The sequence below is a fragment of the Erwinia sp. MYb416 genome, from assembly GCF_037479575.1.
Taxonomy (GTDB): Bacteria; Pseudomonadota; Gammaproteobacteria; order Enterobacterales; family Enterobacteriaceae; genus Erwinia; species Erwinia rhapontici.
On record NZ_JBBGYT010000438.1, the window covers coordinates 431,540 to 455,810 of the forward strand.

Sequence of the window (24,271 nt, forward strand, 5' to 3'; positions counted from 1 at the left end):
GCCTCATGCTGTCAATCACACTATGCTAGCGTGATAAGTCGCTGACGGACAGGGCAAAACGCAGCACTCATTAGCCGACTTACGATTGCGGCGGGCGGTAGCGGATCAGACGATTAGCATTACTCACCACGGTAATCGATGAAAGTGCCATCGCCGCGCCCGCCACCACGGGACTGAGCAGGGTCCCCGTCAGGGGATACAGCACCCCGGCCGCAATCGGGATGCCACAAGCGTTATAAATAAATGCCCCAAGCAGATTTTGTTTCATATTGCGAAGCGTCGCCTGGGAAATCGCCAGAGCATCGGCCACCGCATTCAGGTCCTGACGCATCAACGTAATCGCCGCAGTCTCGATGGCCACATCGCTGCCGCCACCCATTGCGATCCCCACATCAGCCTGCGCAAGGGCCGGAGCATCATTTATGCCATCACCAATCATCGCCACCTGCTGGCCCTGTTGTTGCAGGGCGCGGATCGCATCGGCTTTGCCTTCCGGCAACACCCCGGCAATCACACGATCGATACCGGCTTCACGCGCAATGGCATTGGCCGTAATGGCGTTATCGCCTGTCAGCATCACCAGCTGATAACCGCGTTTATGCAGTCTTTGTAGCGCACTGACGCTCTCTTTACGCAGAGGGTCACGGATGGCAAACAGGGCGACAATTTCCCCTCCGGCTGCCAGCAGTACTGGGGTAGCGCCGCTTGCTGCCTGCTGTTCCACCTGCCCGGTGATCGCCCCGGTCGCGATTTTCTGCTGCGCCATCAGCGGTGGATTACCCAGCAGCAGCGGAGTGCCAGCGAGTATGCCGCTGACCCCCAGCCCCGGTATTGTACGAAATTGCTCAATCTCGGGCAGCGTCGCCAGAGCGGCGTACTCAATGATGGCGCGTGCCAGCGGATGGCTCGAACCCTGCTCCAGGGCCGCAGCCTGACGCAGCACGGTCTGCCGGTCAGCCCCGTTAAACAGCAGGACTTCAACGACACGCGGCGCACCTTCGGTCAGGGTGCCTGTTTTATCAAAGACTAAGGTGCTCAGGGTGCTGGCACGTTGCAGGGCATCGGCATCACGCACCAGGACACCAAACTCGGCGGCACGACCAACGCCAGCAATAATCGACATCGGTGTAGCCAGCCCGAGTGCGCAAGGGCAGGCGATGATCAGTACGGTAGTGGCAATCACCAGGGTGTAGACCATCTGCGGTGCGGGGCCGACCAGATACCAGACAGCAGCGCTGAACAGGGCTATCGCCACCACCAGCGGGACAAACACCGCTGAAATTTTATCCGCCAGTTGGCCGATTTCCGGCTTACTGCTTTGCGCCTGGCGTAATAACTGAATAAACCGCGACAGGGTGGTGTTCTTGCCGATGGCGGTGGCACTGAACAGCACGCTGCCGTCCTGCAATACCGTCCCGGCATGCAGCGCATCACCCGATGACTTCTGCTGAGGGGTGGCTTCGCCGGTCAGCATGGCTTCATCCAGCCAGGCTTCGCCGCGCAGGATCGTGCCGTCGACCGGTATCCGATCGCCGGTGGTGACGCGCAGCGTCATCCCCAACTGCACGTCACTCAGCGGCAGGATCTGCTCACCGTTTTTCGTGACAACACGCGCTGTGGGCGGGGTCAGATCCAGCAATTTTTCCAGCGCTTTTGACGAGCGTTGGCGAGCGCGCTGCTCCAGCATATGGCCGAGATTAATCAGACCGATAATCATCGCACTGGCTTCGTAATAAAGATGGCGTGCCGCCATCGGAAACAGATCGGGCCACAGATTCACGGTGATGGAGTAAAGCCAGGCGGCGGCAGTACCCAGTGCGACCAGCGTATCCATGGTGGCGCTAAGGTTCAGCAGGCTGCGCCATGCGCTGCGGTAAAAATGCCCCCCGGCGATGATCATGACCAGCAGGGTCAGTACGCCCACCACCAGCCATCCACTGCGGTTGTCGGCGGTCAGCATCATATTGTCGCCGATCATTCCCCATCCCATCAGCGGGATACCCAGCGCCAGCGCCAGGATCGCCTGCCAGCGAAAACGTTTTACCGCAGACTGCGCGGTTTGCTGCTGTTTTTCCCGACGTTTCACGTCATCTTCAATGATTTCCGCACCATATCCTGCGCGGCTCACGGCCTCGATGAGTGCGGCGGGGGAAGCCGAACCCAGCACCAGCGCGCTGCGTTCGGCAAGGTTAACCCGCGCCTGGCTGACGCCAGCGACATTTTGCAGCGCACTCTGTACGCGGCTAACGCAGCTGGCGCAGCTCATGCCGTCAATCAACAGCTGGTAGCTGTCGGGATCGGAAGCGGGAGTCGTTGCCGGAAGCTCTGGCAGGGACGCTGTCAGCGCTTCCGGCTGAGGTTCTGATTCTGTCAGCGTATCAGGCTTTGGGTGAGAAGCCCCTTCTGGCAGGCTGGCGTGATAACCCACCTGTTCGATGGCGGCAATCAGCGCATCGGCGCTGGCATCACCGGTAATGCGGGCTTCCGTCACCGTGACGTCCGCCTGCTCCACGTCGTCACGCTGTTCCAGCGCTTCTTTAACCCGTTTAACACAGTGGCCGCAGGTCAGTCCGTCCAGCGCCAGTAACGTGGTGTGTGTCATGATTTTCTCCTGAGTGAATATGTCACCGAAGCTCAGGTTAAACCTTCCCGCAAGGGTAAGGTCAAGCCAGTGTAACGATATTTATCCCCAGGCCTGAGGGCATAAATAACCGGATTTACATCTGGATCTGCCTTTCCCGAGCACGTAAACTGTTTCAGCTTATTACTCAGGCGCAGCGTCACCTTTAGCCGGGTATTATCAGACAGGGAGGCGTCTGCAATGAATTTTATATTACTACCTGAAAATGCCATTTTTCTTATCACCTTCGCGTTGATCCTGTTATTTGGTCTGGTGGAAATTCTTGCCATTATATTTGGCATGAGTGTTTTCTCACATACTGATACCCTGCTGTCGCCGCATATTCATGCCGGTGAGTCTTTATTTTCTCAGGGGCTGGACTGGTTAAATATTGGCAAAGTCCCTTTATTCATTCTGTTTATTCTCTTGCTGTCCTGCTTTTCTATCAGCGGAATGGTTTTACAGTGGGCACTGCTGTACGCGCTGGGCAAACCTCTTCCTGGCGGGCTGGTGGCGTTACCAGCGGGCGTAATCTCTGTGCTTTTCGTGCGAAAAATAAGCGCCGTCCTTGCGCGTTTTTTACCACAATACGAAAGCAGCGCACTGTCTGAAGAGAGTTTTATTGGCTGTATGGCGACCGTGGTGGGAGGAACGGCCAGCATGGGGCATCCTGCCCAGTGTCGGCTGGTCGATAAGTTTCAGCAAACGCATTATTTACGCGTACAGCCAGACAGCGAGGATGACATTTTCTCCCCTGGCGAGACCATTATCATTACGGCGCGTCTCACCTCATCTTTATTCGAAGGGATGTCTCATCCCTGGTCTGAACATCGGTAACACTGCCTCACACGTCTATTTTTAACTAAGGGATTGTAATGGAAGAAGTGACAAACATTGATAGTTGGTATTTCTGGGGTGAAATTGCATTAGCCGTTTTTGTCGTCCTTATTATTGTGGGGATTATATTCTCCCGGCTGTATAAAAAAGCCTCTGCGGAACAATCCTTTGTCAGAACTGGTCTGGGAGGACTAAAAGTGGTTCTTAGCGGCGGTTCCATTGTTCTGCCGGTATTTCATGAAATTATTCTGATTAACATGAATACGCTAAAACTGGAGGTGAGCCGTTCTAAAGTGGACAGCCTGATCACCAAAGATCGTATGCGTGTTGATGTCGTTGTCGCGTTTTTTGTGCGGGTAAAACCGACGGTGGAAGGTATTTCAACCGCGGCTCAGACGCTGGGGCAACGGACTTTATCCCCTGAGGATCTGCGCATCCTGGTGGAAGATAAATTTGTTGATGCGCTGCGTTCGACCGCGTCACAGATGACGATGCAGGATTTGCAGGATACCCGTGAAAAATTTGTCCAGGGGGTACAAAACACGGTGGCGGAAGATCTGAGCAAAAATGGTCTTGAGCTGGAAAGCGTTTCTCTGACCAATTTTAACCAGACCTCGAAGGAGTTTTTCGATCCGAATAACGCCTTTGACGCCGAGGGTCTGACCAAGCTGACGCAGGAAACGGAGCGCAGACGCCGGGAACGCAACGAAGTTGAGCAGGATGTTGAAGTTGCCGTGCGTGAAAAAAACCGTGATGCCCTGGCGCGCAAGCTGGAAATTGAACAGCAGGAATCTTTCATGTCTTTAGATCAGGAACAGCAGATCAAGACACGCAGCGCCGAACAGTCCTCGAAAATTGCGACCTATGAGGCCGAACGTCGCCGTGAAGCAGAGCAGAGCCGGATCATGTCCGAACGTCAGATCCAGGAAGCGGAAATTGAAAGTAAGCAGGTGCTGAAAACCCGCGAAGTGGAAGCCAGCCGGGACGTTCAGGTCAAAGAGATTGAACAAACCCGTGTCACTGAAATTGCACAGCAGGATAAAGCCATTGCGATTGCGGCAAAATCTGAACAGCAATCTCAGGCCCAGGCGCAGGCTAACCTTGCGCTGTCAGAAGCCGTGAAAGCCGAACAAAACGTGGTGACCACCCGTGAAACCGCGGAGGCCGATCGTGCCAAACAGGTTGCCCTGATCGAGGCCACTCAGGACGCTGAAACCAAAGCGGTACAGTTAACCCTGAGTGCCCGTGCAGAGAAAGAAGCCGCAGAATTGCAGGCGGCGGCCATTATTCAGCTGGCAGAAGCAACGCGCAGAAAAGGCCTGGCGGAAGCGGAAGCCCAGCGTGCGCTGAATGATGCCGTTAATATGCTCTCCAGCGACCAGACCAGCCTGAAATTTAAACTTGCTCTGCTACAGGCGCTGCCAGCGGTTATTGAAAAATCCGTGGAGCCGATGAAAGCCATTGAAGGCATCAAAATCATCCAGGTGGATGGTTTAAATCGCACCTCAGGTGGGGCTTCCTCGGGGACTGCCACGATGGCCGGGGGAAATCTGGCGGAACAGGCGCTGTCTGCTGCACTCTCTTATCGTGCCCATGCGCCCATTCTGGACTCATTGCTGAAGGAAGTGGGGCTGGCGGGAGGATCGCTCAACGATCTGACGGCGGGACTAGTAGCGCCCCAGGCGAGTGACAGCGATCAACCCGCAGCAAACGATGAGGCACCTTCTTCGCCTGCCAGTGCGGAGGTTGCCGTTCCAGTGGCTTCCTCACCCCCCGTCGAATCACTGACATCCGCGAAATTTACCCCCCTTATCTGACCTCAATCCTCCTGGTCACCCACCAGGGGGATTGTTAACTCTGACTCATCAGTAATGCTGTCAGCCAGATGCCAATGCCAAAGGAGGTATGGGCGACCAGGCTGCGCCAGCGTACGATCCAGGGGGCAGGGGTGTTGGCCGCCGCAAAGCCGAAGCCAAACGCAGGCTGCATCAGGCAATACGGTGCGACTACGCTGACTATCCCCATCAGCAACGCGGGCAGGAATGTTGGCGCCGACAGCCATTGTGGGCCGACGAGGACAATCAGCAGCACAGAGAACATTATCCCCGTCAAGTAGTGTGCTCCCCAGCCGACGGCCACTTCACCCCTGACCGGAGTGGCTTGCAAAATGGTGCAGTGGCTAAACGTCCCATGACGCATATGCCCCAGCCAGCGCCCGACCAGCCGATAGTCCAGAGAGGGGATTTTGAATAACTGCTTTTGCAGTAATGCCCAGAGATCCATTACCAGTGTTGCGCCGGTTCCCAACAAAACAGCTTGCCCTGCCAGCATTAAACTCTCCTGCATCGTGCCGTCCTCTTCACGTGTTTATTTTGTCGACTGTCTGTGATTGGCATGCAGGATGTCAAAGTAAACGGCAGCAACCTGTACCAAAGTAGAGGGGACGAAGACCTGTTGTTTGACTGAGACAGAAAATTGGATTAGTTATGGATCCTGCTTAAGCCGCCCGGAGGAATAATGAATATCAGCGACGTGGCAAAGAAAACCGGATTAACCAGCAAAGCGATCCGTTTTTATGAAGAGAAAGGGCTGGTGACGCCGCCGCTGCGCACGGAAAATGGCTATCGCAGCTACAGTGCCAAACACCTGGAGGAGCTGACGCTGCTGCGCCAGGCCCGCCAGGTCGGATTTAATCTGGATGAGTGCCGCGAGATGGTCGGCCTGTTTAACGATCCTGAACGCCACAGCGCCGATGTGAAGGCGAGGACGCTCAGCAAAGTGCGGGAGATCGAAGTTCATATCAGTGAACTCCAGCTAATGCGCCAGAAGTTGCTCGATCTCGCCGCCAGTTGCCCGGGCGATGACAGCGCCGAGTGCCCGATCATTAATCACCTGGCCGGATGCTGTCACAGCGCTAAGCAGGGTTAAACCCCACGACGGACAACGCGTAGCGTGATCCCTTCGACCGCTACCACGGTGATCTGGGTTCCGGCGGGCAAATCTTCCTCTGCCTGGACGCGCCAGTTACCATCACCAATACGCACATGCCCGAAGCCATTGACCAGCCCGGCATCCAGCGTCAGCTGGCGGCCAATCATCTGCTGACCCCGCTGATTCAACGTCGAAGGAGGATTTCGGCGGTCGCGGTGCTTAAGCCAGCGATACCACCACAGTGCAGCGAGAATGGTCAGTACGGCAAAACTCAGCCCCTGCCACTCCCATGGCATGGGCACCAGCCATACCAGCAGGCTGACCAGCACGGCAGCAACGCCGCTCCACAGCAGATAACCACTGGCACCCAGCATCTCCGCCGCCAGCAGCAGGCCGCCGAAGGTCAGCCATAGCCACCACGGGTTAGCGAGCAGTTCATCGATCATCGGCGGTTACGCTCCGCTTTGCTTTCGCCCAGCAATTCGCTGATCCCGGCAATAGATCCCATCAGGCTGCTGGCTTCCAGCGGCATCATCACCACTTTACTGTTGCTGGAGGAGCCGATGTTTTGCAGGGCATCAGTATATTTCTGCGCTACAAAGTAGTTAATCGCCTGAATATCCCCGGCGGCAATGGCTTCAGATACCATTTTTGTTGCCTGCGCTTCGGCTTCAGCACTACGTTCGCGCGCTTCCGCAGCAAGGAATGCAGACTGACGTTCACCTTCTGCTTTCAGGATCTGCGACTGTTTTTCCCCTTCAGCACGCAGGATCGCGGCCTGGCGAACCCCTTCCGCTTCCAGAATATCGGCACGCTTGGTTCGTTCGGCTTTCATCTGGGCGTTCATCGAGGCGATCAGTTCAGCCGGTGGGCGAACATCGCGGATCTCAATACGGGTAATTTTGATGCCCCATGGGTTGGTCGCTTCATCGACAATATGCAGCAGGCGGGTATTGATGTTGTCACGTTGCGACAGCATTTCATCCAGTTCCATCGATCCCAGCACGGTACGCATGTTGGTCATCGTCAGGTTGATGATTGCCAGCTCAAGATTGCTGACCTCATAGGCGGCGCGTGCCGGGTCAACCACCTGAATAAAGCACACGGCATCAATGGTGACGCTGGCGTTATCTTTAGAGATGATCTCCTGCGAGGGGATATCCAGCACTTGTTCCATCATATTGATTTTACGGCCCACGCGATCCATAAACGGGATCACCAGATTCAGGCCGGGCTGGAGTGTATTGGTATAGCGGCCGAAGCGTTCAACGGTCCACTGAAAACCTTGTGGGACGATTTTGATACCTGACCAGACGAGGATCAGGGCCAGAATGATAATGACGGGAATCACAGCCAACATAAAAATAACCTCCAGATTGTTATTATTCATCACTTTACTGGGCGACCCTTTAGCCCGAACGCCCCTTCGACACTCGAATCCGTCCACCAGAGCACAGCGCTACCGGGTTGCACCTTATCTGATGATATTGTAACACCCATGACAGCGCCATCCTGCTGTTGTTGGTATTGTTAGCGCTTAACTCTTTTGTCTGGTGAACTGGAAAGAGAAATCAGCAATGTAGCTGCCTTCGGCCTGTGCGATCGCTTTTGACAATGCCTGGTAATAGGGCTCAAGCCCAATCGCTTCAATCTCCGCAATTTTGTCGCGAATAGGGGCGCAGAACAGGGCCGGATTGCCTGCGGCCTGGCGCTTATTGTTGACGGGCAACTCGTTGGTCACTGCTTTCATCGCGGTACGCAGTGCCTGGCGATAGCTGCCTGGCACGTTATTCACATTCTCAGATGCCGTCAAAACGTTGAGGGTGGGGAACTCATCTGCCATTACCGCAGACTTAAGCCTGTCAAAGAATTGCTGAAACAGCTGGAATGACCCCAGATCGGTGACTTTGGGTTTGGTTGATTTACCGTTGGTGTTTCCCACCGTCCTGGTGGCTTCCTGATGAGGTGAGGTTGTCTTGTGCAGTTGAAGGTCAAAAAGGTAATCCGCGTGCTTTCTGCGCTCCTGCAGATCCGGGAACTTCTCATTGAAGGCTTTGATGAACTCAGGAGCAGGCAGATCGGCCAGCGCATGATTATCCAGCCAGTCGGACCGCGCAAACAGGGCTGGCTTAATAAACCAGGCGGGGACAGGTTCAGAGAAACGTACCGACTGACCTTTGCGGTCAAATTCGACGAACTCTGCGCCTTTATCGAAGGCGAAGCAGCAATGTTTAAAACTGATAATCGTGTCATTAATGATCAGCGCATCTTTGACAAATTTTGCCACCTCGGCACTCATCACAAATGCTGTTTTTTTGTCACTATCACGAAGGACATAGTTCAAATCGGCCACTGACTTCACGCCAGGCTCAAGATCAAACTCAAAGAAAATATGTGACATATTATTAACTTCCTGTTTCCCGGGGGAAGTCATAATATCATATCTTCGAGTGTGAAAGTCAGCGGCCTGTGAGCGAAGAACAGGGCAACGCAATGCAGAGACTTTTTAACAGACTGCCTTCGTTAAAATCCGATTTTAAGGTCAATTCCGGTGCTGTCACGTTTCATCGTGAGCTTTGCATCATCCCGGGCAACAACGCTGACCACCACAGACTTCAGATCATCCATACTCAACGTCATCAGACGGGCATTCAGCAACAGAATCGTCCTTAACATTTCATCCCCGAACTCTGATGAGATGTGATCCATCATCCGGTGATGTTTCTCAACGTTTACCTTGTCTTCAATCGGCTGTGAAAATCGGGTCATTGCGTTACCCCATGGGATAATTTCGTTAATGTTGCCTGACAGGCCCGAACAGAGACCATCTGTCGTTCAAGCAATTCCGCATAATTAATCTGTTCTGCAGCAGACCCTCGCTCCAGTTTTATCGTAAGCGAGAGTGCGTGGCTCGCTGCCTGTGAAAGTTGCAGGCAGGCTGAAAGATGTTCTTTTCGATACTGTTCGCTGTCCGAGAGCGCCTTAAGCAAGATCGAACGCGCTTCTGCAATCAGCGCCAGGTGTTCCGGTATCATTTGAGTCACTCCCCATTGTCGTTTCGAAAGGGGTCAGGTGATGACCTGACCCATTGGAAAAGCCTGTGCACTTTTAATGGAAGTGCGAATGACCACCGAAACCTTCGGAGCGCGAGTTGTCATGGCCGTAACCGTGACCACCAAAAGCGGCACTGTGCGCATTATCGCCACCGCGATTGCCAGAACCACCGTGTGAAGCGTGGCCGCCCTGACCTCCGGCGTTACCTTTGCCGGTAGCGAACGTGATTTTCGAGACGGAGATGGGTTTATTTAAGATGACTGAGGGCATCGACTGGACGGGTGTTTTGACACCGATGTTCACTGCCGGGCTCAGGGGCGCCATTGGCTGGCGGGCCATTCCGGACATTTTAATGGCCTGCTGATCCCGTACTGCCTGCTGCGCATCGAAGTTAGCAATGGCGGCATCACGCGCAATCCGGGCGTGATCCACCATTTTCTGCTGCTGCATCTGTTGACCCAGTTTATCAGCAGTGGCATTGCGGTTATAGGCTGCCGCCTCTTTGGCTCTTCTGTCTGCATCAGCCTGACGGGCATCCGCCAGCGCCACTGCCATATCTGAGTTTTTCCGCTGGTTCGGGCCAATTGCCGCTAAAGAAGGGGTCAGGGTCGCCATTGGCTGGCGGGCCATTGCGCCCCGCAAACGGTCATCATGGCTGACGCGTTCCTTACTCTGGGCAACCGTATTTGCCAAGTCGGCCGCCTTAGCATCGGTTTGCTGCTGTTGTACCTGATTGCGATACGTTGTTCCGTTGACTTCTCTCTGCGCAGCCCGACGGTCGGCACGGATCTTGTCACCTTGCATTGCTAAAGAGTCATTGAAAGATCCATCGGCGTTAAAGCGACCTGTTCCATCATTGCTGTCCGTTTCGTTGTAATGTGCCAGATTGTCTTTTTCTTGCTCCTGCAACTGATGCAGAGTTGATACTGCATCATTAAAGGCGTGGGACTGATCTTCAGCAGACGTATTAAAAGAGGAGAGAAGGGCCAGGGCAGTAAGCGCGATCATCGTGCGTTTCATGATTTTTCCAGTAGATATGAAGGGTTAATAACGTTGCGATACCAGAATTCTGACACTGAACACGCAGATTTAACTGTCATTATCCTTTTGACTTTGTTGTGACTTTTTGTTCTGTGGTGCGTCACTTTTTGTGACTTCGCTATGTGAGTAATGCTAGTCTTGTTGTTGTCTCTTTTAATTGACTTTAGTCAATATTTTGACGGTATTTTTAATTTCTCATAAGTCTTTATAGTGAGTGTTTGATTTTGTTAGTCTTTGGTTAGTCTTTTTGGCGTCAGCGGTGCAGGCCATTCTTCACGGGGAAGGTGAGTCAAGGTCAGTTCATGGCAGGGTAAATAGCGTGACTCAAAAATCAGGCCCAGGTATCCGTTTTAACAGAGATATATTTTCTTTCAGACTGGATTAAGACTAATGATGGTGGGGAGTGCTACAGAGTACGAGCAGAGGAAGGGGGAGCCGGGATGTTATTGATATACAGCAGGCCGATGGGTGTGCCACCGGCCTGCTGTGTTTTAGTAGAGCAGAGAGTAGAGCTGACGACGGTATTTCGCCGCCAGCGCATCGCCGGTACCCAACGCGGCGAGAATGTCCTGCAAAATTTTACGCGCCTGACCGTTGGCCGCGGCGAGATCTTTCTTCAGATGAGAGAACAGCAGTTCCAGCGCTTCTTCGTTGCGCCCGACCTGGTGGTATTGTAATGCCAGCTGGGTAGCCAGTTCGGCATTGTCCGGATCAGCGTCGATCTGCTGTTGCAGTTGCTGGATTTCGGGTGTGTCCGCCGCCTGCTTCAGCAGCTCGATCTGTGCTACCAGACCCTGGTAGCGCGTATCCTGATCCTGCAAAGGCACCACTTTCAGTACCGCTTCGGCCTCTTCGCTGCGGGTCAGCCCGATCAGTACTTCGGCAAGCAGGAAACCGATGTCGCTGCGCTGGTTGCTCAGTGCCCACGCATCTTTCAGCAGCGGCAGAGCCTCAATCAGTTTGCCTTCGTCCATCAGCTGCATCGCCTGCTGGGCTTTCAGCTCCTCTTCTTTCGGCAGCACTTTCTCTAAAAGGGCACGCACGGCTTCTTCCGGCTGCGGCCCCTGGAAACCGTCGACCGGCTGACCATTCTGGAACAGGTAGACCGTCGGGATGGAACGCAGTCCAAACTGCTGCGCAACCGCTGGTTCCGCGTCACAGTCCAGCCTTGCCAGAACAAACTGCCCGGCATACTCCTGCGCCAGACGATCCAGCAGCGGCGTCAGATGCTGACAGTGCTGGCTGCGTTCTGACCAGAAGTAAAACAGCACCGGGATTTGCATCGACTGTTCCAGCGTCTGTTGCAGGTTGGCTTCATTAATTTCGACAATAGCAGCTTGTGGTGACATGAATTCGTCTCTTTTCACGTAAGTTTCTTACTGTATTGGGGCGAGGGGCGATGCTTCAAGGCCCGGCGACTAATTCTGGCGTAAAAACCGATCCATCATCCAGCCTGGCAGCAAACGGCGCAACAGCGTAATGACATGGGTCACCATCGTCACAGGATAGCGCAAACGTGGGTGGCGGCTCTCCAGCGCATGCCGCAGTTTCGGCAGAATCGCCTCCGGCGGCAGCGTAAAGCGGGCGGCGATCCCGGGATTTTTCACCGGTTTATCCTGCTGCGCCTGCCGGACGTTATCGGTAAAGCGGGTATGAATTGGCCCTGGTTCAATCAGGCTGACGCGCACACCGCTGCTGTGCAGCTCCATCCGCAGGGCATCAGACCAGGCCTCCAGCGCGTATTTACTGGCGGCATAGGCACCACGCCCTGGTGTTGAGATCAGTCCCATCACCGAACTGGTATTCACAATGCGCCCGCTGGCGGCGATCAGCGCAGGCAGCAGCAGTATAGTGAGCTGGTGGGTACCGAACAGATTGGTGGCGAACTGCTGTTCTAGCTGCTGACGGGAGACCGACTGCAAGGGGCCATAAACGCCGAAGCCTCCGTTATTAAACAGGCCTGCCAGGCGGCCATCACACAGCGCAAGGATCTCCCCGGCGGCATGCTCGACGCTGGTGGCGTCATCCAGGTCCAGCAAGACACCGCTAAAACCCAGTTCGTTCATGCGTTCGACATCCTGCGGTTTACGGCAGGCCGCGATAACATGGTAGCCACGGCGCAGCAGATCGTTGGCTGCCACCAGGCCAATACCGCTGGAACTGCCCGTAATAACAATACTTTTTTGCATAACTTTACCTGTCACGGCACTCAGAGCCGGGTCACTCATGCTTAACTAGGGGAGCCAGGTTTTTGGCCATCAGGTCGGCAATAAACGGTTGGGCCGCAGGGTTAGGATGAATGCCATCGTCCTGCATCCATTCCGGTTTCAGATAAACCTGTTCCATAAAGAACGGCAGCAGCGGAATGGCGTGTTCCTGAGCCAGTTTGGGGTAGATAGCCGCAAAGGATTCGGTATAACGCTTGCCGTAGTTTGGCGGTATACGTATTTGCATCAGAATCGGCTGCGCTTTGGCGGCCAGCGCCAGTTTAATCGCCTGATCCAGGTCCTGCTCCACCTGCTGTGGGGCAAAACCGCGTAATGCATCATTACCACCCAGTTCAATCAGTACCCAGCGCGGCTGATGTTGTTTCAGCAGTGCAGGAAGACGAGCCAGCCCCTGCGTCGCGGTGTCACCGCTTATGCTACCGTTAATAATGGTGGGGGATTTTTTCCATTTATCATTGAGTAACGCAGGCCATGCAGCACTGGCAGACATGCGGTAACCGGCGCTCAGACTGTCGCCGAGTACCAGCAGCGTATCTGCCGCCGTTGCGCGCAGCGTCATAAAAGCCAATAAGAACAGGAAAGGGTAATGCCAGCGGAAAACATTCTTGAAGTTCATCGTCTTAGTAAGTCCGTCGGTCAGGGTGAGCATCAGCTTTCCATCCTTACCGGAGTTGAGCTGGTTGTCAAACCGGCTGAGACCCTCGCCCTGATCGGTGAATCGGGATCGGGTAAGTCGACGCTGCTCGGAATTTTGGCCGGGCTGGACGACGGCAGCGAAGGAGAGGTGATGATGCTCGGCCAGCCGCTGCACAAGATGAACGAGGAGCAGCGGGCTGAATTACGGGCGAAGAATGTCGGCTTTGTTTTCCAGTCGTTCATGCTGGTGCCGACCCTGAATGCTCAGGAAAATGTACAACTTCCGGCGCTGTTGCGCGGTGAAAGCGATCGTCAGAGCCGTGAGCAGGCAGCCGCACTGCTGGCGCAACTTGGGCTGGGCGAGCGTCTTACCCATCTTCCCGCTCAGCTTTCTGGCGGAGAGCAGCAGCGCGTGGCGCTGGCCCGCGCCTTTAACGGTCGACCGGCCCTGCTGTTTGCCGATGAACCGACCGGTAACCTTGATCGCAAAACGGGCGATCGTATTGCCGACCTGCTGTTTACGATGAACCGTGATTATGCCACCACGCTGATCCTCGTCACTCATGATGAACAGCTGGCGGCGCGCTGCGATCGTCGGCTGCGGCTGCGTGATGGCAAGCTGTGGGAGGAAGCATGATTTGGCGCTGGTTCTGGCGTGAGTGGAAATCGCCCTCGCTGCTGATTGTCTGGCTGGCGTTAACACTGGCGGTGGCCTGCGTGCTGGCGTTGGGCTCACTCAGTGACCGTATGGAAAAAGGCTTAAGCCAGCAGAGCCGTGACTTTATGGCGGGTGACCGCACGCTGCGCAGCAGCAAAGCCGTGCCTGATGAATGGCTGGCGCAGGCGCGTGCTGACGGATTGCAGGTAGGGCGTCAGCTCAGCTTTATGACCATGACGTTTGCCGGAGAGACCCCGCAGCTGGCGTCGGTAAAGGCGGTGGACGATCTCTATCCGATGTTCGGCCAGCTGACGACCGCACCCGTCGGGCTGAAACCCGCAGCGGGTACCGTGCTGGCCGCACCACGCCTGCTGGCATTGCTGGAGCGTAAAGCCGGGGACCAACTCGACGTGGGGGATACCACTCTGCGTATTGGGGGGGAAGTGATCCAGGAGCCGGATGCGGGCTTTAACCCGTTCCAGACCGCACCGCGTCTGCTGATGAACCTGGCCGATGTGGAGAAAACCGGGGCTATCCAGCCCGGCAGCCGCATCACCTGGCGCTATAAATTCTCCGGCACTCCGGCGCAACTGGCGCGTTATGACCGTTATATCGAAGCGCGGCTGACGCCCGACCAGCGCTGGATCAGCGTGGAAAACAGTGAGGATGCGCTGGGGAAATCCATGCAGCGCGCCCAGCAATTCCTGCTGCTGTCAGCACTGCTAACGCTGATGCTGGCGATTGCCGCCGTGGCCGTGGCGATGAGCCATTACTGTCGCAGCCGCTACGATCTGGTGGCGGTACTGAAAACGCTCGGGGCTAACCGCACGGCACTGCGTAAATTGATTATCGGCCAGTGGCTGGCAGTGCTGCTGTTGGCGGCGGTGGTGGGCAGTGCCATTGGGCTGGGCTTTGAAGCACTGCTGCTGCGGATGCTGCGTCCGGTGTTGCCGGGTGAGCTTCCGGCCGCCAGTGCCTGGCCGTGGTTGTGGGCAGTGGGATCGCTGTTTGTCATCTCCCTGCTGGTCGGGTTACGCCCTTACCGCTTACTGCTGGCGACCCAACCGCTGCGCGTCCTGCGCCGCGATGCCGTGGCGAATATCTGGCCGCTGAAGCTGTATCTGCCTGCGATGGCGGTGGTAGTGATTGGCCTGCTGGCTCTGCTGGTGGGGGGCAGCAAACTGTTGTGGGCGCTGGTGGCAGGTATTGTGCTGTTGTCGCTGCTGCTGGGTGCCATTGGCTGGGGCGGCCTGCTGCTGCTGCGCCGTCTGACGTTGCGTAACCTGGCCTTTCGTCTGGCGGTGAACCGGCTGCTGCGTCAGCCCTGGACCACGCTCAGCCAGCTGGCGGCGTTTTCGCTGTCGTTTATGTTGCTGGCATTGCTGCTGGTGATGCGTGGCGATCTGCTGGATCGCTGGCAGCAGCAACTGCCGCCGGGTAGCCCGAATTACTTCCTGTTAAATATTACCGAGCCGCAGGTGCCGCAGGTGCAGGCCTTCCTGCAACAGCATCAGGTGAAGGCAGAAACCTTCTATCCGGTAGCGCGAGTACGTCTGACCGGGATCAATCAACAGCCTGCCGATCCGGCGCAGGATGAATCCCTGAACCGCGAGCTGAACCTGACCTGGCTGAAGGATCTGCCGGATCACAACCCGATGACAGCGGGAAGCTGGCCGCCAAAAAATGGGGAGGTCTCCATTGAGCAGGAGCTGGCAAATCGTCTGGGCGTGAAGCTGGGGGATACGCTGACCTTTACCGGTGATACTCAGGAGTTCAGTGCAAAAATCAGCAGTATGCGCAAAGTCGACTGGGAAAGCCTGAAGCCGAATTTCTTCTTTATTTTCCCTCCGGGCGCGCTTGATGGACAGCCGCAAACGTGGCTGACCAGCTTCCGTATGGATAATGACAACGCCACGCTGGCACAGCTTAATCGTCAGTTCCCGACGCTCAGTCTGCTGGATATTGGCAGCATTCTGAAGCAGATAGGGCAGGTGCTGGCGCAGGTCAGCCAGGCGCTGGAGATTATGGTGATCCTCGTGACCGCCTGCGGCGTGCTGCTGTTACTGGCACAAATTCAGGTGGGTATGCGTCAGCGACGTCAGGAACTGGTGGTCTACCGTACGCTGGGTGCCAGTAAAAAACTGCTGCGCGGTACGTTGTGGTGCGAGTTTGCGCTACTTGGCGTGGTGTCCGGTGTTGCAGCGGCTATTGGTGCCGAAGCGGCGCTGTGGGGGTTGCAACGCAAAGTGTTCGACTTCCCGTGGCAGCCTGATTTCGTGCTATGGCTGGTACTGCCGCTGACCGGCGCGCTGCTGCTCTCATTGTGCGGCGGCTGGTTGGGCGTGCGCTTGCTGAAAGGGAAAGCGCTGTTCAGAGGGTATTACGCAGGATAGTGAAAGGAGGCCGGTGAAAGCCGGCCTGTTTACTGTTGACCTTAGTTATTACCCTCTTTGTCAGGGAATACAGGGCGGATAAGTTTCATCTCTACGCCAAGACGGATGGCATGCTTTGCGTTGTTAACGCCTAATTTTTTCACGGCGTTGGCAATATGATATTTCACTGTTGTCAGTTTTACCCCGGTAATAATCGCTATTTCTTGATAGGATTTCCCTACGCTGACCCAATATATGATCTCATTTTCACGATGGGAAAATATATTTCTGTTATTCATCTTTTCGAAATCACTATCAATCTGTTGTTTCTGATACAGGTATGTTGTTTTCTCATGGGTTAACATCAACAGAAGCTGAAGTTTACTTTTGTTATTCAGGATAATCTCTTCGATGTCATTGTTATATTCATTCTCTGAGAAAAGCGAAAGCATAACCAGGTTATTGTATTGATCGTGGAGTACAAAAGTGTAGCCATTAATAATGTCATGATTTCGGGCCATGTCAAAAAAGCTGAGTGACTTGATGCCCTGACTGAGTAGGAAGTTTTCATCCCATGAAAAAGGTGTAATGCGGTGTAATGCCGTGATGACAACCGGATCAATAAACTGAAAGTTGTTTTTTTTGTAGATGCGGAACCATTCCTGCCGATTGGAAATAATAGAAACATCGGCAGGATTGCTTTTGCTCATGATCGCGTAAACATATTTTATTTTAGTGAAGCTCGATAGCTCTTTTTCAAGATGGCGCTTTATAATGGAATTGATAGTGGTGTTGCTAAAGAAGTTATCACGCATATGCTACTCTCCCTGTACGATTATTCATCCTTAATCTATTGTAAAGACATTACCATGGCCGTTGTTATTTGGCTAATTTTGGCGTGGCGAAGAGTGAGTGTTTCATTAAATGTGGGAAATAAATAAAAATAAAGGGAACCCTGTAAATGGGTTCCCTGGTGTGGATGAAGTATACGGCTAAATACTGAAAAGGGACTGGTATGTATTATTTTTGTAGCAGGGAGAATAGACCATAAGCGCCGGGAATGTAGCTGTACTTTAGTACAGTCAGGCACTCGCCATTTTCAGGATTTAGCATTTATTGATGGGACAGGCGGGTGCAAGGGCTGACCTTCTGTTTCAGTCAGCCCGTAAGGCAAAGGGATTAATCCAGCTTCTCAACCGCCCAGGCAATCCCGCTGGCGTACTCTTCCGGCAGCAGCGGCACCAGCGCGTTCAGCGCATGGCTGAGGGCCTGCGGGTTGACGTCGGACAGATTCAGGTGGCCCACTTTACGCCCGGCACGCACTTCCTTCTCATACCAGTGCAGGTGCACCAGCGGCTGCTCAAGCCACGCCAGATTGACGTCGGTGCCAATCAGGTTGACCATCACCGACGGCGTGCTGACGACAGGCGTTGGCAGTGGAAGATCCAGGATAGCCCGCAGATGCAGCTCAAACTGGCTGATCGATGCACCGTTCTGCGTCCAGTGACCGCTGTTGTGAACACGTGGCGCCAGCTCGTTGATCAGCAAACCCTCCGGTACCACGAAACACTCCATCGCCATCACGCCGACGTAGTTCAGTTCGTTCATGATGGCGGAGAGCATACGCTCGGCCTGCTGCTGATGCTGCGCATCCACATCCGGCAACACTACGCTGGTGCGCAGAATACCGTCCTGATGCAAGTTATGCGTCAGCGGATAGAACACCGTGCGGCCATCGTGGCCACGTGCGCCGACCAGCGACATTTCACCAGAGAAGTTAATTCCCTGCTCAACAATACACTCGCCGTAGCAATCAGCAGGCAGTGATGCGGTTTCATCTGCACGCAGGCGCCACTGGCCACGTCCGTCATAGCCGCCGGTGCGGCGCTTAACGATGGCAAGGGAACCGAGTGTGGTGAACACCTGCGCCCACTCATCTGCACTGGAGAGCAACTGCCACGGCGCGGTTGCCAGACCCAGTCGGTCCAGCAGTTGCTTCTGGGTCAGACGGTCGGCAAGCAGCGGGAAGATATCGCGGTTCACAAAGGCGTTATGGCTGGCCAGTTCACGGGTTAATGCCGTTTCAGGCCAGCGCTCGATTTCGGCAGTGATCACGCTCTGCGCAATGGGCAGGGAGTCGGGTTCCGCATCCAGGCCCACCGGATAGACGGCAATGCCCAGCGGCTCACCCGCCTGGCGCAGCATCCGTCCCAGCTGACCGTTACCTAATACACAGACCGGCTTCATGCATCCACCCGTGGGTCCGGGTTATTCAGCACTTCATCGGTCTGGGTCTGGCGCCAGTGATTCAGGCGGCCTGCCAGTTCGGCATCATGCAGCGCGAGGATCTGTGCGGCCAGCAGGGCGGCATTGGCGGCACCGGCTTTGCCAATCGCCAGCGTGCCCACAGGAATGCCGCGTGGCATCTGCACAATAGAATACAGGCTGTCGACACCGCTCAGTGCGGCACTCTGCACGGGCACGCCCAGTACCGGAACCAGCGTTTTTGCTGCCAGCATACCCGGCAAGTGCGCCGCGCCGCCTGCACCTGCGATAATCACCTGATAGCCATTATCCGCTGCCTGTTCGGCAAAACTGAACAGTTTGTCCGGCGTGCGGTGTGCAGACACCACTTCGCAGTGAAACGGAACATCAAGGCTGGTGAGAATTTCCGCGGTAAATTGCATGGTTGCCCAGTCACTTTTGGAACCCATAACAATAGCAATGCGGGCCGGTGCGGCGTTGGATGACATGCGGGTCTGACTCCTGTGATTGTGATACTTCACCTGAATGGCGCTGTAGGCTTACCAGGTGGGAAGGGCACAGAGAATATCACGACTGAGCGGCAAGGAAAACGGTTGCGTGGCGCGAAATAGCGGCGGGTTTCGCCAGGTTTTTGAATCAGAACGGGAAGGAAATCAGGCTTATTTCATCGCTACTGACTTTGATCATCGAGCCTTCTTCATGCCAGGCCCCCAGAACCAGGCGTTCAGCCGCTTTCCCGTTGATCAGCAGAGGATGCACTGCAGGGCGATGAGTATGACCGTGGATCAGCCACTGAACCTGATGGCGGGCCATCACGTTCACAACAGCCTGGGGATTCACATCCATGATCGACTGGGATTTACTGCTGTTAGCTTCGCGGCTTCCGGCGCGCATTTTCAGCGCGATACGCTGGCGCACAAACAGGGGAAGGGCGAGGAACAGCGTCTGTAACCAACGTTGTTGTACTTTGGCACGAAAGCGCAGATAGCCTTCGTCATCAGTACACAGCGTGTCACCGTGCATGATCAGCACCTGTCTGCCATACAGATCCAGCACCTGCTCTTCCGGCAGCAGCGTCATACCGCAGGCTGTTGCAAAGCGCTTGCCCACCAGGAAGTCACGATTGCCGTGAATAAAGTAGCAAGGGATAGCCAACTGGCGCAGAGCCGTCGCGACCTCCGCATGCAGCGGATTCGGGTCGTCATCGCCAATCCAGGCTTCAAACAGGTCACCGAGAATGTACAGCGCGTCAGCATGCTGTGCTTCACGGCGTAAAAAATGCAGAAAACCGGCAGTGATTGCCGGTTCTTCAGTACACAGATGGAGATCTGCGATAAACAGCGTGTGCGACATTATTAGCTGACGGTGACTTTCTGGATGATCACGTCGTCTTTTGGTACGTCCTGGTGCATGCCGCTGCGGCCGGTAGACACGGCTTTGATTTTCTCAACAACGTCCATACCTTCAACCACTTCAGCGAACACGCAGTAACCGAAGCCCTGCAGGCTTTCATCACGGAAGTTCAGGAAGTCGTTGTCAGCCACGTTGATGAAGAACTGGGCGGTAGCAGAGTGTGGCGCCTGGGTACGAGCCATTGCCAGGGTGCCTTTGGTGTTCTTCAGGCCATTGCTGGCTTCGTTGCGGATCTCGTCTTTGGTGTCTTTCTGCTTCATGCCCGGTTCAAAACCACCGCCCTGGATCATAAAACCGTTGATCACACGGTGGAAGATGGTGTTGTCGTAAAAACCTTCGCTGCAATATTCAAGGAAGTTTTTAACGGTAGCCGGAGCTTTATCATCGAAAGTCTTGATGACGATATCGCCATGATTAGTCTGGAAAGTGACCATATTCTCATCCTGTCAGGGTTGGAGTATTTAACATTGGGCGCCGGAAGCTGAGACTCACGTCTGTTCCGTGCGACAGATGGCTCTTATATCACAAAATGTGATGGCTCGTCAGCCTCCCCCTTCATTCTTCACGTTGCAGATGCGTTGGCTGCATCCACTTACCCCGGTCACATAGTTATCTATTGTTCCCGGGGATAAGCGTCCTTGCCGCCTTCCTGCAACATGAATTATTTTGGGGGGCTCACTCTCGTTGGCATTAGCGTGGCGCTAACGTGAAGAATACGGCAGAATAAAGCATTAACTCTTCATCGCTAATCCCGCACACGCTAAAACGGAATGTCTCAATGCTAAAGATTTTCAATACCCTGAGTCGTCAAAAAGAGGAATTTAAACCTATCCATGCCGGTAAAATCGGTATGTACGTGTGTGGCATTACCGTTTACGACCTCTGTCATATCGGACACGGCAGAACCTTTGCGGCATTTGATGTGGTCGCTCGTTACCTGCGTTACAGCGGCTATGAGCTTAACTATGTGCGTAACATCACCGATATTGATGACAAGATCATCAAACGTGCGAATGAAAACGGTGAGACCATTGAGCAACTGACCAATCGTATGATTGCCGAGATGCACAAGGATTTCGCCGCGCTGAATATCCTGCCGCCGGACCTGGAACCGCGTGCGACACGCCATATTCCTGAGATCATTGAGCTGGTCAGCAAACTGATCGCGCGTGAACATGCTTATGTGGCCAGCAACGGCGACGTGATGTTCTCCGTCGACAGCGATCCTAACTACGGTTCGTTATCACGCCAGGATCTGGAACAGCTCCAGGCCGGTGCGCGTGTTGAAGTGGCTCTTGACGTTAAACGCAACCCGATGGACTTCGTGCTGTGGAAAATGTCGAAAGCGGACGAACCCGGCTGGGAATCTCCATGGGGAATGGGCCGTCCGGGCTGGCACATTGAGTGCTCGGCGATGAACTGCAAACAGCTGGGTGAGCACTTTGACATCCATGGCGGCGGTTCTGACCTGATGTTCCCGCATCACGAAAACGAAATTGCCCAGTCTACCTGTGCCCACGATGGCCCGTATGTGAATGTCTGGATGCACTCCGGCATGGTGATGATTGATCGCGAGAAGATGTCCAAATCGCTGAACAACTTCTTTACCGTGCGTGATGTGCTGGAGCATTACGATGCGGAAACCGTGCGTTACTTCCTGATGTCCGGCCACTATCGTAGCCAGCTGAACTATGGCGAAGATAACCTGAATCAGGCACGTTCCGCGCTGGAGCGCCTCTATATTGCTATCCGTAACACCGACGCCAGCGCTGAAGTAGCGGGTGGGGAAGAGTTCGAAGCCCGCTTCCGCGCCGCAATGGACGATGACTTCAATACGCCGGAAGCCTACTCGGCGCTGTTTGACCTGGCGCGTGAAGTCAACCGCCTGAAAGACACCGATAAAGCAGCGGCGAACGGCCTGGCTGCGCGCTTGCGTACTTTGGCTGGCGTGCTGGGCCTGCTGGAGCAGGACCCGGAGCAGTTCCTGCAAAGCGGTGTGAACATCAATGATGAAGAAGTGGCGCAGATTGAAGCGCTGATCCAGATGCGTATTGATGCTCGTGCGGCAAAGAACTGGGCGCAGGCCGATGTGGCACGCAACAAGCTCAATGAGATGGGCATCGTGCTGGAAGATGCCGCAGGCGGCACCAGCTGGCGCCGTAAGTAATCTGCCGACGGGCCGCCGGCCCGTTGCGGATGCAGCATAAAAAACGGCGACCCGCGGGTCGCCTTTTTATTTCACAGCCGGAAAGTCAGGCCGTCACGGTAACGCTTTCACCGTCAAACTCAACCTTCTGACCCGCCACAATTTTGCAGCGCTTACGGGTTTCCTTGACGCCATTTACCGTCACATGACCGCCAGAGATCATGATTTTCGCCATTGCGCCGCTTTCTACCCAGCCTTCCAGTTTCATCAGGTCGCACAGGTCGACATGGGGATGATCGCCCAGAGAGAAGTTTGCCATTATGCTGTTGCTCCATTGTCATTGTTTTCGCAGGCCTGCAGGGTGTTCTGGATCAGGGTGGCAACCGTCATCGGCCCCACGCCGCCCGGCACGGGCGTAATGTAAGAGGCACGCTCAGATGCCACATCAAACTCCACGTCACCCACCACTTTGCCGCTTTCCAGACGGTTAATGCCGACATCAATCACGATCGCACCTGGCTTGATCCACTCACCGGGGATAAAGCCAGGTTTACCCACGGCAACCACCAGCAAATCGGCATGTTCGATATGGTGACGCAGATTTTTGGTGAAACGGTGGGTCACGGTGGTGGTGCAACCGGCCAGCAGCAGTTCCATACTCATCGGACGGCCAACAATGTTGGAAGCACCGACGACAACGGCATTCAGGCCGAAGGTATCAATGTTATAGCGCTCAAGCAGCGTAACAATACCGCGCGGCGTGCACGGGCGCAGTTTCGGTGCGCGCTGACACAGGCGGCCCACGTTGTACGGGTGGAAGCCATCGACGTCTTTTTATGGCGCGATGTGCTCCAGGACTTTCACGTTGTCGATGCCTGCAGGCAACGGAAGCTGCACCAGAATGCCGTCGATTTCTGCGTCGTTATTCAGTTTGGTAATCAGGTCGAGCAGTTCCGCTTCGCTGGTGGTGGCGGGAAGGTCGTAAGAACGTGAGAGGAAACCGACCTCTTCGCAGGCACGGCGCTTGCTGCCAACATAAATCTGCGAAGCCGGGTTTTCGCCCACCAAAACCACGGCCAGACCAGGCGCACGTTTACCTGCTGCGAGACGTTGCTGAACACGTTCTGCAACCTCTTGTCGCACCTGCTGCGCAATCGTTTTACCGTCAATAATTTTTGCTGCCATCAGAGAGGGGATCCATCTGTTTTGAGTTAAATCGGGGATTGCGCCTATTTTGTCAGAAGCGCGCCCCGCTGTCAGGCAGAGATTCAATCGTTGAGGTGCATTCGTCCAGCGACAGAGGTGTTCCACTAAGCCACAACCACACTTACCGGGTCATTCCCGGTTTATTCCTAAATCTTTCTGGTACTGACTGTGCCAGGATGACGTTGTAACACGGCAAATCATCTAAAAAGAGAAAGAGGGAATAATGAAAAAGACTATTATTGCACTGTCTGCTTTGCTGCTGGCTTCTCCGGTTTTCGCCGCAACGACCACCGATAACACCGTTGCTGAAGCGCATAAAGGTGCCGATACCGCCAAAGAGAAGCTGCATAAGTCCCAGAATGAGGGGGCTGAGATGAAGCTGAAGGCCAAACATGCTGCAGAAGGTGAGAGCAACTCAACCAGCAGCAAGATTTCTGAAGGCAGCCAAAAGGCCTGGAACAAAACCAAAGAAGGCACCGAAAAAGGCTGGGATAAAACCAAGCAGGGTGCAGAAGAGCTGAAAAACAAAGCGACCAACTAAGGCGCTCTGTTCAGTCACTCAGAAGATAAGCCCACCGTCAGGTGGGTTTTTTTATGGGCGCCTTATTGCTTCTGCCTCTGTGGCGACAGACAAAACGCATACCGCTTACTCTGATTGCCTGCTCGTTATGAGATAAAGCTTAGATACTGTTCATAACTTCAGCATTAGGGAGCACCAGGCGGTAAAAACGTTGACTCAGCAGGATCCCACCGTATAATTCGACGCAATCACAATGCGCCCTTAGCTCAGTTGGATAGAGCACCGGCCTTCTAAGCCGTAGGTCACAGGTTCGAATCCTGTAGGGCGTACCAATATTTTTCAAT

24 protein-coding genes, 1 tRNA gene and 1 pseudogene are annotated in these 24,271 nt (G+C 54.7%); 8 read left to right on the forward strand and 18 right to left on the reverse strand.

Annotated features, from left to right (window positions below; genetic code table 11):
• Window positions 1–79: 79 nt before the first annotated feature.
• Complete coding sequence (gene copA, locus WH277_RS11490; RefSeq protein ID WP_339505691.1) at window positions 80–2,602, reverse strand: copper-exporting P-type ATPase CopA; 2,523 nt, start codon at window positions 2,600–2,602, stop codon at window positions 80–82.
• Window positions 2,603–2,821: 219 nt separating this feature from the next.
• Here copA and WH277_RS11495 point away from each other — a divergent pair, with 219 nt between their 5' ends.
• Both WH277_RS11495 and WH277_RS11500 read left to right on the forward strand, forming a co-directional pair.
• On the forward strand, window positions 2,822–3,457 hold the full coding sequence (locus WH277_RS11495) for an OB-fold-containig protein (protein WP_133845724.1): 636 nt from the start codon (window positions 2,822–2,824) through the stop codon (window positions 3,455–3,457).
• A 38-nt stretch (window positions 3,458–3,495) separates the two neighbouring features.
• Window positions 3,496–5,274: a flotillin family protein gene (locus WH277_RS11500; protein ID WP_212813835.1), complete on the forward strand. Its 1,779-nt coding sequence runs from the start codon at window positions 3,496–3,498 to the stop codon at window positions 5,272–5,274.
• A gap of 34 nt (window positions 5,275–5,308) precedes the next feature.
• Here WH277_RS11500 and WH277_RS11505 read toward each other — a convergent pair whose 3' ends face one another.
• On the reverse strand, window positions 5,309–5,788 hold the full coding sequence (locus WH277_RS11505; RefSeq protein WP_339505693.1) for a DUF2938 domain-containing protein: 480 nt from the start codon (window positions 5,786–5,788) through the stop codon (window positions 5,309–5,311).
• Between the two features lie 186 nt (window positions 5,789–5,974).
• On the opposite strand from WH277_RS11505, the gene cueR reads away from it, so the two are divergent.
• A complete protein-coding gene (cueR, locus tag WH277_RS11510) occupies window positions 5,975–6,385 on the forward strand; it encodes a Cu(I)-responsive transcriptional regulator (protein ID WP_133845721.1) in 411 nt (136 codons plus the stop codon).
• Here cueR and WH277_RS11515 read toward each other — a convergent pair.
• The 9 genes from WH277_RS11515 to tesA all read right to left on the reverse strand — a co-directional run bounded on the left by WH277_RS11515 (window position 6,382) and on the right by tesA (window position 13,327).
• Window positions 6,382–6,834, reverse strand: a complete 453-nt coding sequence (locus WH277_RS11515; protein ID WP_133845720.1) for an NfeD family protein — start codon at window positions 6,832–6,834, stop codon at window positions 6,382–6,384. The two genes, cueR and WH277_RS11515, sit on opposite strands and share 4 nt — an antisense overlap.
• Complete coding sequence (locus WH277_RS11520) at window positions 6,831–7,748, reverse strand: SPFH domain-containing protein (protein WP_133845719.1); 918 nt, start codon at window positions 7,746–7,748, stop codon at window positions 6,831–6,833. Before WH277_RS11520 ends, WH277_RS11515 begins: the two co-directional genes overlap by 4 nt.
• Window positions 7,749–7,925: 177 nt before the next feature.
• Window positions 7,926–8,789: a hypothetical protein gene (locus WH277_RS11525; RefSeq protein WP_339505696.1), complete on the reverse strand. Its 864-nt coding sequence runs from the start codon at window positions 8,787–8,789 to the stop codon at window positions 7,926–7,928.
• A gap of 122 nt (window positions 8,790–8,911) precedes the next feature.
• Window positions 8,912–9,157 (reverse strand): hypothetical protein, encoded by a 246-nt coding sequence (locus WH277_RS11530; RefSeq protein WP_133845717.1) that lies wholly within the window; start codon window positions 9,155–9,157, stop codon window positions 8,912–8,914.
• On the reverse strand, window positions 9,154–9,423 hold the full coding sequence (locus WH277_RS11535) for a hypothetical protein (protein ID WP_159337498.1): 270 nt from the start codon (window positions 9,421–9,423) through the stop codon (window positions 9,154–9,156). The genes WH277_RS11530 and WH277_RS11535 overlap by 4 nt, the downstream gene beginning before the upstream one ends.
• A 73-nt stretch (window positions 9,424–9,496) precedes the next feature.
• Window positions 9,497–10,462, reverse strand: coding sequence for a hypothetical protein (locus tag WH277_RS11540; RefSeq protein ID WP_339505697.1), 966 nt, complete (start codon window positions 10,460–10,462; stop codon window positions 9,497–9,499).
• A 512-nt stretch (window positions 10,463–10,974) separates the two neighbouring features.
• Window positions 10,975–11,832, reverse strand: coding sequence for a co-chaperone YbbN (locus tag WH277_RS11545; protein ID WP_133845714.1), 858 nt, complete (start codon window positions 11,830–11,832; stop codon window positions 10,975–10,977).
• 69 nt (window positions 11,833–11,901) lie between these two features.
• Window positions 11,902–12,672, reverse strand: coding sequence for an SDR family oxidoreductase (locus tag WH277_RS11550; protein ID WP_159337495.1), 771 nt, complete (start codon window positions 12,670–12,672; stop codon window positions 11,902–11,904).
• A 31-nt stretch (window positions 12,673–12,703) separates the two neighbouring features.
• Window positions 12,704–13,327, reverse strand: a complete 624-nt coding sequence (gene tesA / locus WH277_RS11555; RefSeq protein WP_133845712.1) for a multifunctional acyl-CoA thioesterase I/protease I/lysophospholipase L1 — start codon at window positions 13,325–13,327, stop codon at window positions 12,704–12,706.
• Between tesA and ybbA the strand changes: the two genes are divergently transcribed.
• Both ybbA and ybbP read left to right on the forward strand, forming a co-directional pair.
• Window positions 13,298–13,984 (forward strand): putative ABC transporter ATP-binding protein YbbA, encoded by a 687-nt coding sequence (gene ybbA, locus WH277_RS11560; protein WP_339505698.1) that lies wholly within the window; start codon window positions 13,298–13,300, stop codon window positions 13,982–13,984. The two genes, tesA and ybbA, sit on opposite strands and share 30 nt — an antisense overlap.
• Window positions 13,981–16,398: a putative ABC transporter permease subunit YbbP gene (ybbP, locus tag WH277_RS11565; protein ID WP_159337493.1), complete on the forward strand. Its 2,418-nt coding sequence runs from the start codon at window positions 13,981–13,983 to the stop codon at window positions 16,396–16,398. The genes ybbA and ybbP overlap by 4 nt, the downstream gene beginning before the upstream one ends.
• A gap of 41 nt (window positions 16,399–16,439) precedes the next feature.
• Here the strand turns inward: ybbP and WH277_RS11570 are convergent, their stop codons facing one another.
• The 5 genes from WH277_RS11570 to ppiB all read right to left on the reverse strand — a co-directional run bounded on the left by WH277_RS11570 (window position 16,440) and on the right by ppiB (window position 20,489).
• On the reverse strand, window positions 16,440–17,192 hold the full coding sequence (locus tag WH277_RS11570; RefSeq protein ID WP_339505699.1) for a helix-turn-helix transcriptional regulator: 753 nt from the start codon (window positions 17,190–17,192) through the stop codon (window positions 16,440–16,442).
• Window positions 17,193–17,556: 364 nt separating this feature from the next.
• A complete protein-coding gene (gene purK / locus WH277_RS11575; protein WP_339505700.1) occupies window positions 17,557–18,624 on the reverse strand; it encodes a 5-(carboxyamino)imidazole ribonucleotide synthase in 1,068 nt (355 codons plus the stop codon).
• Window positions 18,621–19,130: a 5-(carboxyamino)imidazole ribonucleotide mutase gene (gene purE, locus WH277_RS11580; protein WP_159337488.1), complete on the reverse strand. Its 510-nt coding sequence runs from the start codon at window positions 19,128–19,130 to the stop codon at window positions 18,621–18,623. The genes purK and purE overlap by 4 nt, the downstream gene beginning before the upstream one ends.
• A 148-nt stretch (window positions 19,131–19,278) precedes the next feature.
• Window positions 19,279–19,995 carry a UDP-2,3-diacylglucosamine diphosphatase gene (lpxH, locus tag WH277_RS11585; protein ID WP_133845706.1) on the reverse strand — a complete coding sequence of 239 codons (717 nt, stop codon included), beginning with the start codon at window positions 19,993–19,995 and terminating at the stop codon, window positions 19,279–19,281.
• Between the two features lie 2 nt (window positions 19,996–19,997).
• Complete coding sequence (ppiB, locus tag WH277_RS11590; protein WP_133845705.1) at window positions 19,998–20,489, reverse strand: peptidylprolyl isomerase B; 492 nt, start codon at window positions 20,487–20,489, stop codon at window positions 19,998–20,000.
• A 344-nt stretch (window positions 20,490–20,833) separates the two neighbouring features.
• Between ppiB and cysS the strand changes: the two genes are divergently transcribed.
• Window positions 20,834–22,222, forward strand: a complete 1,389-nt coding sequence (gene cysS / locus WH277_RS11595) for a cysteine--tRNA ligase (protein WP_339505701.1) — start codon at window positions 20,834–20,836, stop codon at window positions 22,220–22,222.
• A gap of 85 nt (window positions 22,223–22,307) precedes the next feature.
• Here the strand turns inward: cysS and ybcJ are convergent, their stop codons facing one another.
• Together ybcJ and folD are read right to left on the reverse strand one after the other, a co-directional pair.
• Complete coding sequence (gene ybcJ, locus WH277_RS11600) at window positions 22,308–22,520, reverse strand: ribosome-associated protein YbcJ (RefSeq protein ID WP_133845703.1); 213 nt, start codon at window positions 22,518–22,520, stop codon at window positions 22,308–22,310.
• Window positions 22,520–23,386 (reverse strand): annotated as a pseudogene (gene folD, locus WH277_RS11605) (bifunctional methylenetetrahydrofolate dehydrogenase/methenyltetrahydrofolate cyclohydrolase FolD). Before folD ends, ybcJ begins: the two are co-directional and overlap by 1 nt.
• Before the next feature lie 244 nt (window positions 23,387–23,630).
• Here folD and WH277_RS11610 point away from each other — a divergent pair.
• Window positions 23,631–23,948, forward strand: a complete 318-nt coding sequence (locus WH277_RS11610) for a hypothetical protein (RefSeq protein WP_133845700.1) — start codon at window positions 23,631–23,633, stop codon at window positions 23,946–23,948.
• 234 nt (window positions 23,949–24,182) lie between these two features.
• Window positions 24,183–24,259, forward strand: a tRNA-Arg gene (locus tag WH277_RS11615).
• Window positions 24,260–24,271: the final 12 nt, after the last annotated feature.

Excerpts from the sequence above, each read along its gene's own strand:
- copA (WP_339505691.1), bottom strand. The coding sequence starts at position 2,602 with ATGACACACACCACGTTACTGGCGCTGGACGGACTGACCTGCGGCCAC.
- WH277_RS11495 (WP_133845724.1), top strand. The coding sequence starts at position 2,822 with ATGAATTTTATATTACTACCTGAAAATGCCATTTTTCTTATCACCTTC.
- WH277_RS11500 (WP_212813835.1), top strand. The coding sequence starts at position 3,496 with ATGGAAGAAGTGACAAACATTGATAGTTGGTATTTCTGGGGTGAAATT.
- WH277_RS11505 (WP_339505693.1), bottom strand. The coding sequence starts at position 5,788 with ATGCTGGCAGGGCAAGCTGTTTTGTTGGGAACCGGCGCAACACTGGTA.
- cueR (WP_133845721.1), top strand. The coding sequence starts at position 5,975 with ATGAATATCAGCGACGTGGCAAAGAAAACCGGATTAACCAGCAAAGCG.
- WH277_RS11515 (WP_133845720.1), bottom strand. The coding sequence starts at position 6,834 with ATGATCGATGAACTGCTCGCTAACCCGTGGTGGCTATGGCTGACCTTC.
- WH277_RS11520 (WP_133845719.1), bottom strand. The coding sequence starts at position 7,748 with ATGTTGGCTGTGATTCCCGTCATTATCATTCTGGCCCTGATCCTCGTC.
- WH277_RS11525 (WP_339505696.1), bottom strand. The coding sequence starts at position 8,789 with ATGTCACATATTTTCTTTGAGTTTGATCTTGAGCCTGGCGTGAAGTCA.
- WH277_RS11530 (WP_133845717.1), bottom strand. The coding sequence starts at position 9,157 with ATGACCCGATTTTCACAGCCGATTGAAGACAAGGTAAACGTTGAGAAA.
- WH277_RS11535 (WP_159337498.1), bottom strand. The coding sequence starts at position 9,423 with ATGATACCGGAACACCTGGCGCTGATTGCAGAAGCGCGTTCGATCTTG.
- WH277_RS11540 (WP_339505697.1), bottom strand. The coding sequence starts at position 10,462 with ATGAAACGCACGATGATCGCGCTTACTGCCCTGGCCCTTCTCTCCTCT.
- WH277_RS11545 (WP_133845714.1), bottom strand. The coding sequence starts at position 11,832 with ATGTCACCACAAGCTGCTATTGTCGAAATTAATGAAGCCAACCTGCAA.
- WH277_RS11550 (WP_159337495.1), bottom strand. The coding sequence starts at position 12,672 with ATGCAAAAAAGTATTGTTATTACGGGCAGTTCCAGCGGTATTGGCCTG.
- ybbA (WP_339505698.1), top strand. The coding sequence starts at position 13,298 with ATGCCAGCGGAAAACATTCTTGAAGTTCATCGTCTTAGTAAGTCCGTC.
- tesA (WP_133845712.1), bottom strand. The coding sequence starts at position 13,327 with ATGAACTTCAAGAATGTTTTCCGCTGGCATTACCCTTTCCTGTTCTTA.
- ybbP (WP_159337493.1), top strand. The coding sequence starts at position 13,981 with ATGATTTGGCGCTGGTTCTGGCGTGAGTGGAAATCGCCCTCGCTGCTG.
- WH277_RS11570 (WP_339505699.1), bottom strand. The coding sequence starts at position 17,192 with ATGCGTGATAACTTCTTTAGCAACACCACTATCAATTCCATTATAAAG.
- purK (WP_339505700.1), bottom strand. The coding sequence starts at position 18,624 with ATGAAGCCGGTCTGTGTATTAGGTAACGGTCAGCTGGGACGGATGCTG.
- purE (WP_159337488.1), bottom strand. The coding sequence starts at position 19,130 with ATGTCATCCAACGCCGCACCGGCCCGCATTGCTATTGTTATGGGTTCC.
- lpxH (WP_133845706.1), bottom strand. The coding sequence starts at position 19,995 with ATGTCGCACACGCTGTTTATCGCAGATCTCCATCTGTGTACTGAAGAA.
- ppiB (WP_133845705.1), bottom strand. The coding sequence starts at position 20,489 with ATGGTCACTTTCCAGACTAATCATGGCGATATCGTCATCAAGACTTTC.
- cysS (WP_339505701.1), top strand. The coding sequence starts at position 20,834 with ATGCTAAAGATTTTCAATACCCTGAGTCGTCAAAAAGAGGAATTTAAA.
- ybcJ (WP_133845703.1), bottom strand. The coding sequence starts at position 22,520 with ATGGCAAACTTCTCTCTGGGCGATCATCCCCATGTCGACCTGTGCGAC.
- WH277_RS11610 (WP_133845700.1), top strand. The coding sequence starts at position 23,631 with ATGAAAAAGACTATTATTGCACTGTCTGCTTTGCTGCTGGCTTCTCCG.